Consider the following 14,109-nt stretch of genomic DNA (forward strand, 5'->3'; position numbering starts at 1 on the left):
TTCCTGGCGTATTTCTGGTGTTTGTCAGGGGAATGCTGTGTTTTGCCTGCTGTGTGCCCGAAGCTGTTTGCTGCAATACCTGGACCATCGCGCTTCCTCAAAGCCGGGTCTGAACAACATAAGTATTAGCAATAATCTGGCCGGTTTCTAAACGTTGCCGCTATTGGAATGGTCACGGCGCGCATCTGCCGTGCGTTACTTTTGAGAACAGGAGGTTGCATGGCATATGAAAACATTCTGCTTGAGCGGCATGGAAAGGTCGGCCTCATCACGTTAAACCGCCCGAAATCGCTGAACGCGTTGAACGATGCGTTGATGGACGAGCTAGGCGCGGCGCTACGCCTGCTTGATGATGATGAGAGTGTTGGAGCCATTGTTATCACGGGCAGCGACAAGGCCTTTGCGGCAGGTGCAGATATCGGCATGATGGCCAGCTACACCTACATGGATGTTTACAAGGCGGACTACATCACTCGTAACTGGGAAGCGATCCGGTCGGTACGCAAGCCCGTTATTGCCGCGGTGGCTGGATTTGCGCTGGGGGGAGGGTGCGAGCTGGCGATGATGTGCGACATCGTCTTTGCTGCGGAGAGTGCAAAATTTGCTCAGCCAGAGATCAAACTGGGCATCATGCCGGGCGCTGGAGGGACGCAGCGTCTCCCGCGAGCTATTTCAAAAGCGAAGGCAATGGATCTGTGTCTGACCGCACGATTCATGGATGCCGCCGAGGCGGAGCGCGCCGGATTAGTGTCACGCGTGGTCTCTGCGGAGGCACTCATAGAGGAGGCGTTGGCCGCTGCTGCTGCGATCTCGGAATTCCCGCTGCCTGCGGTGATGATGATCAAAGAGTCGATTAATCGTGCTTATGAGACGACTCTTGCTGAGGGTGTCCATTTCGAGAGACGCCTGTTTCATTCATTGTTTGCCACGGAAGACCAGAAAGAGGGCATGGCTGCGTTCATCGAAAAACGTAAGCCGACATTCAAAAATCGCTAGTGATGCGATTGGCAGAAAAAGGTCTTGCCAGGCGTGAGGTGAGTGACTAGAATTGCGGTCTTTCGCGCTCTGGGTGGATGTGAGGGCGAAAGCGGGAGCGCCAGAGTTGGCGGGGCTTTTTCGGGTTGGTCAGCGGAGCAGGGTTGGGGCAGGAAAGCAGCAGGGTCCCGATAAAAACATGTTGACGGTCTGCGGAAAGTTCTACATAATCTCGTTTCTGTGCTGCAGGGCGGCACGGCAGGGTGGGGAAGCTGAAGAGCTGGTCCGGCCTGTAAATGATCTTTAAAAATTAACAGCCGATAAGTGTGGGCGCTTGGTAGCGACGCGCAGCGGGCCTCAAGGGGTTTGCTGAAGAAGCGAAAGTATCAAGTCTCACACAGTAAGGTCAGGTATTGAGCAATTGATACCTGTCAATACGTTGAGTGAGCGACCGGTCAGGAAACTGGCCGAAAACAGTAACAGGTTTGAACTGAAGAGTTTGATCCTGGCTCAGATTGAACGCTGGCGGCATGCCTTACACATGCAAGTCGAACGGCAGCACGGGGGCAGCCCTGGTGGCGAGTGGCGAACGGGTGAGTAATACATCGGAACGTGTCCTGGAGTGGGGGATAGCCCGGCGAAAGCCGGATTAATACCGCATGATCTCTGAGGAGGAAAGCGGGGGACCCGAAAGGGCCTCGCGCTGCAGGGGCGGCCGATGGCAGATTAGCTAGTTGGTGGGGTAAAGGCCTACCAAGGCGACGATCTGTAGCTGGTCTGAGAGGACGACCAGCCACACTGGGACTGAGACACGGCCCAGACTCCTACGGGAGGCAGCAGTGGGGAATTTTGGACAATGGGCGCAAGCCTGATCCAGCAATGCCGCGTGTGTGAAGAAGGCCTTCGGGTTGTAAAGCACTTTTGTCCGGAAAGAAAACTTCAGCCCTAATACGGCAGGAGGATGACGGTACCGGAAGAATAAGCACCGGCTAACTACGTGCCAGCAGCCGCGGTAATACGTAGGGTGCAAGCGTTAATCGGAATTACTGGGCGTAAAGCGTGCGCAGGCGGTTCGCTAAGACAGATGTGAAATCCCCGGGCTTAACCTGGGAACTGCATTTGTGACTGGCGGGCTAGAGTATGGCAGAGGGGGGTAGAATTCCACGTGTAGCAGTGAAATGCGTAGAGATGTGGAGGAATACCGATGGCGAAGGCAGCCCCCTGGGCCAATACTGACGCTCATGCACGAAAGCGTGGGGAGCAAACAGGATTAGATACCCTGGTAGTCCACGCCCTAAACGATGTCAACTAGTTGTTGGGGATTTATTTCCTTAGTAACGTAGCTAACGCGTGAAGTTGACCGCCTGGGGAGTACGGTCGCAAGATTAAAACTCAAAGGAATTGACGGGGACCCGCACAAGCGGTGGATGATGTGGATTAATTCGATGCAACGCGAAAAACCTTACCTACCCTTGACATGTACGGAATTTTGCCGAGAGGTGAAAGTGCTCGAAAGAGAACCGTAACACAGGTGCTGCATGGCTGTCGTCAGCTCGTGTCGTGAGATGTTGGGTTAAGTCCCGCAACGAGCGCAACCCTTGTCCCTAGTTGCTACGCAAGAGCACTCTAGGGAGACTGCCGGTGACAAACCGGAGGAAGGTGGGGATGACGTCAAGTCCTCATGGCCCTTATGGGTAGGGCTTCACACGTCATACAATGGTCGGAACAGAGGGCTGCCAACCCGCAAGGGGGAGCTAATCCCAGAAAACCGATCGTAGTCCGGATCGCAGTCTGCAACTCGACTGCGTGAAGCTGGAATCGCTAGTAATCGCGGATCAGCATGCCGCGGTGAATACGTTCCCGGGTCTTGTACACACCGCCCGTCACACCATGGGAGTGGGTTTTACCAGAAGTGGCTAGTCTAACCGCAAGGAGGACGGTCACCACGGTAGGATTCATGACTGGGGTGAAGTCGTAACAAGGTAGCCGTATCGGAAGGTGCGGCTGGATCACCTCCTTTCTCGAGCTCACGTGTCAACATCAAGTGCTCACGCTTATCGGCTGTAATCAGGACAGACTCAGGGGTCTGTAGCTCAGTTGGTTAGAGCACCGTCTTGATAAGGCGGGGGTCGCTGGTTCGAATCCAGCCAGACCCACCATCTTTGTCTGCGGTGGCTGCCGGTGAAGACGCCTGGGATGTATGAGTTGGGGGATTAGCTCAGCTGGGAGAGCACCTGCTTTGCAAGCAGGGGGTCGTCGGTTCGATCCCGTCATCCTCCACCAATCTTCAATGCACAGGACTTGCGGTCTCACGAAAGTGAAGGCTGCGAGGGTTGCGCATTGGCGGTTGCGCCACTCAACTGGTATGAAAGTACCGGCTGTCGTTCTTTAAAAATCAGGAAGAAGTAGTAAAGAGACCAGAAGAAAGTGCCTCGAGATGGGCGCAAGTAGACTGGTCAGGGTTGTGATTGTATCAATGTATTTTAAAGTTCATCGAAAGATGACCTGGAATACGGCACAACGCAATACTCAACCTGTAACGATGTGAAGCGGCTCCCCCCGGGGAGCAGGCCAGAGCAGTCATGCTGGCCGCAAGAGACACACTCGTTATAGGGTCAAGCGAACAAGTGCATGTGGTGGATGCCTTGGCGATCACAGGCGATGAAGGACGCGGTAGCCTGCGAAAAGCTTCGGGGAGCTGGCAAACGAGCTTTGATCCGAAGATGTCCGAATGGGGAAACCCACTCCGAATGGAGTATCCATGACTGAATACATAGGTCATGTGAAGCGAACGCGGTGAACTGAAACATCTAAGTAACCGCAGGAAAAGAAATCAACCGAGATTCCCAGAGTAGTGGCGAGCGAAATGGGATCAGCCTGTACTCTTTATCTTTGTTGTTAGCCAAACGCTCTGGAAAGTGCGGCCATAGCAGGTGATAGCCCTGTAGGCGAAAACAGCGAGGAAGAACTAGGTGTACGACAAGTAGGGCGGGACACGTGAAATCCTGTCTGAAGATGGGGGGACCATCCTCCAAGGCTAAATACTCGTGATCGACCGATAGTGAACCAGTACCGTGAGGGAAAGGCGAAAAGAACCCCGGGAGGGGAGTGAAATAGATCCTGAAACCGCATGCATACAAACAGTAGGAGCCTCGCAAGGGGTGACTGCGTACCTTTTGTATAATGGGTCAGCGACTTACATTCAGTGGCAAGCTTAACCGATTAGGGCAGGCGTAGCGAAAGCGAGTCCGAACAGGGCGTTCAGTCGCTGGGTGTAGACCCGAAACCAGGTGATCTATCCATGGCCAGGATGAAGGTGCGGTAACACGTACTGGAGGTCCGAACCCACTAACGTTGAAAAGTTAGGGGATGAGCTGTGGATAGGGGTGAAAGGCTAAACAAACCTGGAAATAGCTGGTTCTCTCCGAAAACTATTTAGGTAGTGCCTCGTGTATCACCTTCGGGGGTAGAGCACTGTCATGGTTGAAGGGTCCATTGCGGATTACTTCGCCATAGCAAACTCCGAATACCGAAGAGTGCAATCACGGGAGACAGACATCGGGTGCTAACGTCCGGTGTCAAGAGGGAAACAACCCAGACCGCCAGCTAAGGTCCCCAAATATTGCTAAGTGGGAAACGAAGTGGGAAGGCTAAAACAGTCAGGAGGTTGGCTTAGAAGCAGCCATCCTTTAAAGAAAGCGTAATAGCTCACTGATCGAGTCGTCCTGCGCGGAAGATGTAACGGGGCTAAGCAATATACCGAAGCTGCGGATGCACAGTAATGTGCATGGTAGGAGAGCGTTCCGTAAGCCTGCGAAGGTGCATTGAAAAGTGCGCTGGAGGTATCGGAAGTGCGAATGCTGACATGAGTAGCGATAAAGGGGGTGAAAAGCCCCCTCGCCGTAAGCCCAAGGTTTCCTACGCAACGTTCATCGGCGTAGGGTGAGTCGGCCCCTAAGGCGAGGCAGAAATGCGTAGCTGATGGGAAGCAGGTTAATATTCCTGCACCATTGTTAAATGCGATGGGGGGACGGATCGCGGAAAGTTGTCCGGGTGTTGGAAGTCCCGGTCGCTGCACTGGAGAAGGTACTCAGGCAAATCCGGGTACAGGATTCAAGGGTGCGGAGCCAGCGGCTCAGGCCGTGAAGCAACTGGAAGTGGTTCCAAGAAAAGCCTCTAAGCTTCAGTTTAACAAGACCGTACCGCAAACCGACACAGGTGGGCGAGATGAGTATTCTAAGGCGCTTGAGAGAACTCGGGAGAAGGAACTCGGCAAATTGGTACCGTAACTTCGGGATAAGGTACGCCCCTGTAGCTTGACTGGCCTGCGCCAGAAGGGTGAAGGGGTTGCAATAAACTGGTGGCTGCGACTGTTTAATAAAAACACAGCACTCTGCAAACACGAAAGTGGACGTATAGAGTGTGACGCCTGCCCGGTGCCGGAAGATTAAATGATGGGGTGCAAGCTCTTGATTGAAGTCCCGGTAAACGGCGGCCGTAACTATAACGGTCCTAAGGTAGCGAAATTCCTTGTCGGGTAAGTTCCGACCTGCACGAATGGCGTAACGATGGCCACACTGTCTCCTCCCGAGACTCAGCGAAGTTGAAATGTTTGTGATGATGCAATCTCCCCGCGGCTAGACGGAAAGACCCCATGAACCTTTACTGTAGCTTTGCATTGGATTTTGAACCGGTCTGTGTAGGATAGGTGGGAGGCTTTGAAGCGTGGACGCCAGTTCGCGTGGAGCCATCCTTGAAATACCACCCTGGCTTGTTTGAGGTTCTAACCCTGGCCCGTTATCCGGGTCGGGAACAGTGCATGGTAGGCAGTTTGACTGGGGCGGTCTCCTCCCAAAGTGTAACGGAGGAGTACGAAGGTACGCTAGGTACGGTCGGAAATCGTGCTGATAGTGCAATGGCATAAGCGTGCTTAACTGCGAGACCGACAAGTCGAGCAGGTGCGAAAGCAGGTCATAGTGATCCGGTGGTTCTGTATGGAAGGGCCATCGCTCAACGGATAAAAGGTACTCTGGGGATAACAGGCTGATACCGCCCAAGAGTTCATATCGACGGCGGTGTTTGGCACCTCGATGTCGGCTCATCTCATCCTGGGGCTGTAGCCGGTCCCAAGGGTATGGCTGTTCGCCATTTAAAGAGGTACGTGAGCTGGGTTTAAAACGTCGTGAGACAGTTTGGTCCCTATCTGCCGTGGGCGCTGGATATTTGAAGGGACCTGCTCCTAGTACGAGAGGACCGGAGTGGACGAACCTCTGGTGTACCGGTTGTCACGCCAGTGGCATCGCCGGGTAGCTATGTTCGGAAGAGATAACCGCTGAAAGCATCTAAGCGGGAAACTCGCCTTGAGATGAGATATCCCCGGGGCTTCAAGCCCCTTGAAGGGTCGTTCGAGACCAGGACGTCGATAGGTCAGGTGTGGAAGCGCAGTAATGCGTTAAGCTAACTGATACTAATTGCCCGTAAGGCTTGATCCTATAACCAGTGTGTTTCCATGAGTATTTACTCACGGGCCACGTGGTTTGAGTCTGTGTTCGTGCCACACTCACAACCCCATTACCTTGCTGCTTCTTCCCGATTCCCCTGTCTGGTATCGCCAGACCGGGTTACAGCTTTGCCTGATGACCATAGCGTGTCGGTACCACCCCTTCCCATCCCGAACAGGACCGTGAAACGACTCCACGCCGATGATAGTGCGGATTCCCGTGTGAAAGTAGGTAATCGTCAGGCTCCATCTCCTCATTCGCCCCGCTCGCACTCGCTTGCGGGGCGTTTGTCTTTGTGTGTCTTTACACCCCCTTCCGCTTCACCCCCCGCGCCCTCTCCCCCCGCCTGACCGCCATCCCGGCTACACTTCCCCCTTCCTGCCGCTCCCGCTTCTCACCCACGCAGCATTGACTTCCCGGCTTCGCCGCTTTGATTGCCTTCTGTCGTTTTAGCTAATCGCTCGTCCATCCTAAAATTCATTGAAAACTTCGGCACCGGCTAGCCCTGTCGATAGAATGGACGCACCTCGTGCTTTAACGATAACGCTGCGGATACTCCTATGTCGGCTGTGCCTGAATTTGCTCGTGCGGTGTGCCCACATGATTGTCCCGATACCTGTGCAATGCGGGTGACAGTTGAAAATGGGAAGGCCCTAAAGGTGAGCGGTGACCCCGATCACCCGCCGACTGGCGGCGTACTGTGTACCAAAGTTAGCCGTTATGCGGAGCGTGTGCATCATCCGCAGCGTCTGAGGACCCCGATGAAGCGCATCGGTCGGAAAGGCGAGGGGCGTTATGAGCCAATCACATGGGACGAAGCCTATCGCTTGGCAGCCGCGAACCTAACGGCGATCGCGCAGCGCTGTCCAGAAGCGATTCTGCCCTATAGTTATGCTGGCACGATGGGGCTGGTTCAAAGCGAGAGTATCGCTCAGCGGTTTTTTCATAAGCTGGGTGCATCAAGGCTGGATCGCACGATTTGCGCTGCGGCGGGTGCGGCTGGCTTGAAGTACACGTATGGCGCGAGCCTGGGCATGCACGCTGAGTTTTTCGAAGAGAGTGAGCTTATCCTGATCTGGGGGGGCAATCCTATTGCGTCAAACCTGCATTTCTGGACGCGGGCTCAAGAAGCAAAGCGTCGAGGTGCCAAACTCATTGCGATTGATCCTTACCGCTCTTTGACGGCTGAAAAATGTCATCAGCACATTGCATTGCGTCCCGGTACTGACGGGGCTTTAGCGCTTGGTTTGATCTACGTTTTGATTACTGAAAATTTACTGGATCACCGTTATATCAGCGATCACACGAAAGGTTTTGATGAGCTAAAAGCGCGCGCATTAACCTATCCACCGCACCGCGTAGCCCAAATTTGTGGTTTAGCGGAAGCTGTAATTGTCGACTTGGCGCGGGCATATGGCACGACAGCAAAATCGGCTGTTCGGTTGAATTACGGTATGCAGCGAATACGTGGCGGTGGCAACGCCGTGCGAGCTATTGCCTGTTTGCCATCGCTTACCGGTGCATGGCGCAAACGTGAAGGCGGCTTGATCCTGTCGTCATCAGGGTGGGCACCGGTTGATTCGCATGCACTGGAGCGTCCTGACTTGATGCCTGGGTGGCCGGATAAATGTCCTCGCATCATCAATATGAATACGATTGGAGATGCATTACTTAATTCTGGTAATGCAGTATTCGGCCCGAAAATTGAAGCGGTCATTGTCTATAACTCAAACCCGGTTGCTGTAGCGCCTGATTCAGAACGTGTGGCAGCAGGATTTGCACGTGAGGATTTATTCACCATCGTGCTTGAGCATTTTCAGACGGATACGGCTGATTATGCCGATCTGCTTTTGCCTGCGACGACGCAACTTGAGCATTTGGATATTCATAGTTCTTACGGTCACACCTACGTCATGGCAAATTTGCCTGCGCTTCCTCCCGTTGGCGAGGCGCGGCCCAACACTGAAATTTTTCGCGGTATCGCACGAGCGATGGGCCTAACGGATAGCGCGTTATTTGAAAGTGATGAGCAGGTTGCGGCGAGTGCATTCCACTGGAATGATCCTGCGCTGGCTGGGCATACCTGGGATGAATTGAAGCAGGTCGGCTGGATAAAACTGAATGTGCCAGAGGCACCTTTTGCGGAAGGTGGTTTTCGCACGCCATCGGGCAAGTGCGAATTTTATAGTGAGCGTCTTGCCGAGGATGGCCTCGATCCGTTGCCAAGCTATGTGCCGCCCTACGAGTCCGCCGAGAGCGCACCGGAGCTTGCCGCCAGGTTTCCACTAGCGATGATTTCTCCACCGGCACGGCATTTTTTAAATAGCACTTTCGTTAATGTTTCGAGCTTACGGAGCGTCGAGGGCGAACCGCATCTGGATATTCACCCCGTCGATGCATTTGAGCGAAATATCGCGGAGGGCGACCAAGTGCGTATTTTCAACGACCGTGGTTCGATGCAAGCTCGTGCACGGGTGACGGACAAGGTCCGAGAAGGATTGGTCGTGGGTTTGTCGATCTGGTGGAAAAAACTGGCCCCAGATGGCCGGAATGCAAATCAGGTTACAAGCCAGGCGCTGACGGATCTTGGCGGTTCTGCCACGTTTTACGATTGCCTCGTTGAGGTGGAGCGAGCTTAAAGGCTCGATGCCCAGCGTGTGCTTTTGCTGAGTTTGAGAGGGGCGTCTAACCCACTGGTTTGGGGTCAATGGTTAGCGAATACGCATGCTAGGATCGCGTTTTAGCACGACCATTCGAAAATAAACAAGGAGACGCCGCATGGAAAAAATCTGGCTGAAATCCTATCCGCCTGGCGTTCCAGCAGAAATTGACCCTAGTCAGTACGCTTCGGTTGGTGCTCTGCTTGATGAGAGTTTTCGTCAATATCGCACTCGACCAGCGTTTGTTTGCATGGGCGCGCGGATGACTTATGGCGAGCTTGACACGATGTCGCGCAAGCTCGGGGCCTGGTTTCAGGCGAAGGGCATTGTGCAAGGTGCGCGTATCGCCATCATGATGCCGAACGTGCTGCAATATCCCGTTGCGATTGCCGCTATCCTGCGCGCGGGATATGTCGTGGTTAATGTCAATCCTCTCTACACTCCGCGCGAACTCGAACATCAATTAAAAGACAGTGGCGCAGAGGCGATTATTCTGCTGGAAAATTTTGCAGCTACGCTTCAGGCTGTACTGGGCAAAACATCCGTCAAACATGTGATTGTTGCCGCGATGGGCGATTTGATGGGTATTAAAGGGCTCGCGGTCAATTTTGTTGTCCGGCATGTAAAAAAATTAGTGCCGGCATGGCAACTGCCCGGCCACACACGGTTCAATGAAGCGCTTTCGCAAGCCAGCCGCCACACCTTTACGCCAGCTCAACCTGGGCCCAATGATGTCGCTTTTCTTCAATATACGGGCGGCACTACTGGCGTGGCAAAGGGAGCGACGCTGTTGCACCGGAACCTGATTGCCAATGTGCTGCAATCGGAAGTATGGCTTGATCCGGTGCGAGTGAAGCGACCGGATATCAATCAGGTCATTACGGTTATCGCATTGCCGCTGTATCACGTGTTCGCCTTGACGGTGTGTGGGCTGCTGACCATTCGCACTGGCGGGCTTGGCGTGCTAATCCCGAATCCACGCGACATTGGCGGCACGATCAAGGCGTTGCAAGGTTATGCGATTACGACGTTTCCAGCGGTAAACACGCTGTATAACGCGCTATTAAATCATCCTGATTTTGCGAAGCTGGATTTTTCGAATCTTCTAGCTGCGAACGGTGGCGGTATGGCTGTGCAAGAGGCGGTGGCGAAGCGCTGGCGCGCGCAAACTGGTACGCCGATTATCGAGGGTTATGGTTTGTCGGAGACTTCGCCGTCGGTAACCTGTAACCCGGCAACGATTACCGAGTACAGCGGGACAATCGGCTTGCCGTTACCTTCCACCGAAGTGTCAATACGGGATGAAAGTGGCAATGAGGTGCCGCTTGGCCAGCCGGGTGAAATTTGCATTCGTGGGCCGCAGGTTATGGCGGGTTACTGGAATTGCCCGGAAGAGACTGCGAAGGTGATGACTTCCGATGGGTATTTCAAATCGGGCGATATCGGGGTGATGGACTCGGCCGGTTTTGTCAAAATCGTGGATCGCAAGAAGGACATGATTCTGGTGTCAGGCTTCAACGTTTATCCGAATGAAATCGAGGGGGTGGTTGCCACGCACCCTGGGGTCTTCGAGGTTGCGGCAGTGGGTGTGCCGGATGTCCACTCTGGTGAGGCGGTCAAATTATTTGTCGTAAAGAAGGATCCTGCTCTCACGGAAGAGGACTTGTTGGCTTACTGTAAAACGCAGTTGACGGGTTATAAACGGCCGAAGTTTATCGAGTTTCGTACTGAGCTGCCGAAGAGCAATGTTGGCAAGATTTTGCGGCGAGAACTGCGGGATGGCTAGCGTAGCTGATTCTTGGCGCAACGGCGCGCGCAACTAGGCGGCGGCGTCGCTAGTCGCCCGGATAGACGCTGGCTTCTTGAGAGCAAAGCGCTGCCGGGCGCTTTGCTGGTGATGGACTAATTGGCGTCTTTTTTGCGTCATTTCGGTCAGACCATAAAAAAAGGCACCCGAAGGTGCCTTGAAGCAGATGACAGTCTTGCTTGTTAGAACTTATGACGAATGCCTACGCGAACTGCGGTCTGGCTATTCGAGTTCGATGGCGTCAAACCGTTGATTGAGGCCACGGCTGTCTGACCAGTCGAATCGGTGCCCGATGCGTGCTGATACACCCCTATCAGGTAAACGTCAGTGCGCTTGGACAGGAAGTAGTCCGCACCGAGTGATCCCTGATGATATTGCGCACGGTCAAGTGTGCCGATCTCGCTACCACGTGTGTAGTTATAAGCGGCACCGAGCAGCAGTGATGGCGTCAGCTGGTATTTCAGGCTGACTTCGGCGTTGTTGAACGTGGCTGTGCCACCGTAGGCTGCCTGGGCTGCGGGCATACCTGCGACGGTATCGGTACCCAGATCCTTGAACTTGATATTCGAATACGTTGCGCCGATTGTGGCCGCGCCAAAGGTGTAAGCACCGCCGACGCCGATGACCTGGTACGTATGCGCAGTAGCGAAACCGGAGATGACAGGATTGCTTTGCACGCCCGCGATGGACGAGGCACCCATGTTGTTGCCGGCCGTACCGTTTGGCTGATTGCCCCAGAACGATGTATTTGGATCTTTTACGTTCAGGTAGCCCACGCCCAGCGTCAACGGACCATTTGCATAACCAGCGCCCAGCGACCAGATCTGGTTACGGTTGAAGCTGCCAGCAAGACCGCCCAAGCTGTACAAGCCGCCAAACGTAAAGCCAGCGTAATTTGCGCTGGCGAATTTGATGGCGTTGTTTACCCGGTTCGCGTTATTGAAGTTGTCCAGATCACCCGGGTGAGCGGAGATGTAACCGCCCCATTGGGAGCCGACTTCCAGCCCGCCGACGTAATCGACGACAGAGTCATATTGCCGGCCGAGCGTCACTGTGCCGTAGGGGCTCGACAGGCCAACGTAGGCTTGGCGTCCGAATTCGCTACCGCCTTGACCCAGTTTGCCGTTGTTGATGTCGAAGCCATTTTCGAGGACGAACACTGCTTTCAGGCCGCCACCCAGATCTTCCTTGCCGCGCAGGCCCCAGCGGCTGCCTTGCATTACGCCGCTAGACAAGTTGTACAGATGATTGCCAGTGCGGCCGCCTGGAGCTGCTGACTGTACGTTGCTCACATAGTTGAAGCCTTCATCAATGATGCCGTACAGCGTCACGCTGCTTTGTGCGTGAGCAACACTAGTTAAGGTGCCCAGAGCTGCAAGAGCCAGAAGCGACTTTTTCATCAGGTGATCTCCATGAATTGCGATTATTTTTTTAACGAGGCGAATTGCGCAGAGTGCGTCGCTGCCCGGTTATTTAACTTCATCAGAAGCCGCACGTAATGTAACAAAAGGCATATTTTGGACAAAGGAAAAGGAGGTGGCTTTCCGCGGCCATGTTTCGTTTACGCAACATGGTCTAAAATCAGAAACTGCCCTTTAATAGTGCGGTTTTTTTATGGCCGTAAAGGGCGCAATCCCGTCAGCATTTGCTGCGCGAATGCGCCGGGAAGGACTGCTACTCCCCAAGCAATGAGGACCCAATGCTGCCGGAAGAATGGATAACTGAGTTTGATCGGGGTTTGCGCTCAATGACTGGCGTGTCTCGAATGATGCGCCCCGTGCCACTTGCCACTGAATCATCAGTGGAGGCGGCTGGGTTATCGCCAGCAGAACAGGCGCACTCGGCTGGTTTGATGCGAGTCAATCACGTTGGCGAAGTCTGTGCCCAGGCGCTTTACCAGGCGCAAAAAATTTCCACCCGTTCGCCGCTCCTCAAAGCAATGTTCGAGCATGCGGCGCAAGAGGAGGAGGATCATCTGGCCTGGACTGCCCGGCGGCTTGCCGAGCTGGATTCGCGTCCTAGTCTTTTGAATCCGTTGTGGTATGGCGGAGCGCTAGCGATAGGTTTGGTGGCGGGGCGCTGCGGTGATCGCGTCAGTCTTGGTTTTATGGCGGAAACCGAGCGCCAGGTTGAGCATCATCTGGATAGTCACCTCGAACAACTGCCCAAAGCTGATCTGGCATCAAGAGCCATCGTTGCGCAGATGCGCGCAGATGAAGCTACGCATGGCAAGGCGGCAACGGAGGCAGGTGGGATAGATTTACCTTTTCCGGTGCGCGCGATGATGCGTTTCGCATCAAAAGTCATGACCCGTACCGCGTATTACGTGTAGCCCAACGGTGTAACCGATGTTTGCAGGAGCGGCACTACGACAGGTGCCACTCCTTTTCCTCGTCTGAACTCCCGTCTGATTATCTTTTGCCGCACATCGAACGCCGTGTTCTGTGCGCGTCCCCGCTGCTTTTCACGTATCACTTTCACAACTTGCACTAGTTCATTCATTTAAAACAAGTTTCTATTTTCTGTGTGACCTGAGGAAGTGCTGCTAAGTCATTGTTCTAACAAACAAATTTATCAAAAAAACCATATTTCTCCCTTGACCCTTGTTTAGCGTTCCACTAAAGTGGGGAACAGTGTGAAGAAGTGTATTTTTGTGTGATTTTTTGGTTTGCCGGGGCGTGTTTTTGAGGTTGATGGGCATCGTGTGATGTCCGTTAAAAAGGGGAAGGGCAGTGTTTCAAGGGGCGTCGGCGCTGACACTCGATGCGAAAGGGCGGATGTCCGTTCCTGCGCGTTATCGAGAGGCGCTGCAAGAGCAGACAGAAGGCCGGGTAACGATTACCAAGCATCCGGATGGCTGCCTGTTGTTGTTTCCACGCCCGGAATGGGAGGTGTTTCGCACAAAGATCGCTGCATTGCCCATGGACGCCCACTGGTGGCGTCGTATTTTTCTCGGGAATGCTTCTGACGTCGATCTTGATGGTGCGGGCCGCGTGCTGGTTTCGCCTGAACTCAGAATGGCTGCGGCACTAGAAAAAGAAATCATTCTGCTTGGTATGGGCAGCCACTTCGAATTATGGGATGCGTCGACCTACGCTGCGAAAGAACAGGCAGCGATGGCTCAAGGCATGCCCGACGCTTTAAAGAATTTCACGTTCTGATCGCG

Annotated in this window: 6 protein-coding genes, 2 tRNA genes and 3 rRNA genes; 10 read left to right on the top strand and 1 reads right to left on the bottom strand. The window is 54.0% G+C overall.

Annotated features, from left to right (window positions below):
• Positions 1 to 219: 219 nt before the first annotated feature.
• The 8 genes from GH656_RS02885 to GH656_RS02920 all read left to right on the top strand — a co-directional run bounded on the left by GH656_RS02885 (position 220) and on the right by GH656_RS02920 (position 10,922).
• Positions 220 to 996, top strand: coding sequence for an enoyl-CoA hydratase (locus GH656_RS02885; RefSeq protein ID WP_153074499.1), 777 nt, complete (start codon positions 220 to 222; stop codon positions 994 to 996).
• Between the two features lie 466 nt (positions 997 to 1,462).
• Positions 1,463 to 2,995 (top strand): 16S ribosomal RNA (locus tag GH656_RS02890).
• A gap of 62 nt (positions 2,996 to 3,057) precedes the next feature.
• A tRNA-Ile gene (locus GH656_RS02895) sits at positions 3,058 to 3,134 on the top strand.
• 48 nt (positions 3,135 to 3,182) lie between these two features.
• Positions 3,183 to 3,258: transfer RNA gene (locus tag GH656_RS02900), tRNA-Ala, on the top strand.
• A 330-nt stretch (positions 3,259 to 3,588) separates the two neighbouring features.
• Positions 3,589 to 6,467: ribosomal RNA gene (locus tag GH656_RS02905) — 23S ribosomal RNA — on the top strand.
• Between the two features lie 140 nt (positions 6,468 to 6,607).
• Positions 6,608 to 6,720, top strand: a 5S ribosomal RNA gene (gene rrf / locus GH656_RS02910).
• Together the 16S, 23S and 5S rRNA genes with 2 tRNA genes alongside form the textbook arrangement of a ribosomal RNA operon.
• A 316-nt stretch (positions 6,721 to 7,036) precedes the next feature.
• Positions 7,037 to 9,115, top strand: coding sequence for a molybdopterin-containing oxidoreductase family protein (locus tag GH656_RS02915; RefSeq protein ID WP_153074500.1), 2,079 nt, complete (start codon positions 7,037 to 7,039; stop codon positions 9,113 to 9,115).
• Positions 9,116 to 9,254: 139 nt separating this feature from the next.
• Positions 9,255 to 10,922, top strand: a complete 1,668-nt coding sequence (locus GH656_RS02920; RefSeq protein WP_153074501.1) for a long-chain fatty acid--CoA ligase — start codon at positions 9,255 to 9,257, stop codon at positions 10,920 to 10,922.
• A gap of 203 nt (positions 10,923 to 11,125) precedes the next feature.
• Here the strand turns inward: GH656_RS02920 and GH656_RS02925 are convergent, their stop codons facing one another.
• Entirely contained in the window at positions 11,126 to 12,343 is a 1,218-nt protein-coding gene (locus GH656_RS02925) for a porin (protein ID WP_153074502.1), read from the bottom strand.
• A gap of 299 nt (positions 12,344 to 12,642) precedes the next feature.
• Between GH656_RS02925 and coq7 the strand changes: the two genes are divergently transcribed.
• A complete protein-coding gene (gene coq7, locus GH656_RS02930) occupies positions 12,643 to 13,275 on the top strand; it encodes a 2-polyprenyl-3-methyl-6-methoxy-1,4-benzoquinone monooxygenase (protein WP_153074503.1) in 633 nt (210 codons plus the stop codon).
• 400 nt (positions 13,276 to 13,675) lie between these two features.
• Positions 13,676 to 14,104, top strand: coding sequence for a division/cell wall cluster transcriptional repressor MraZ (gene mraZ, locus GH656_RS02935; protein ID WP_153074504.1), 429 nt, complete (start codon positions 13,676 to 13,678; stop codon positions 14,102 to 14,104).
• Positions 14,105 to 14,109: the final 5 nt, after the last annotated feature.

It is taken from the genome of Paraburkholderia bonniea, from assembly GCF_009455625.1.
Taxonomy (GTDB): domain Bacteria; phylum Pseudomonadota; class Gammaproteobacteria; order Burkholderiales; family Burkholderiaceae; genus Paraburkholderia; species Paraburkholderia bonniea.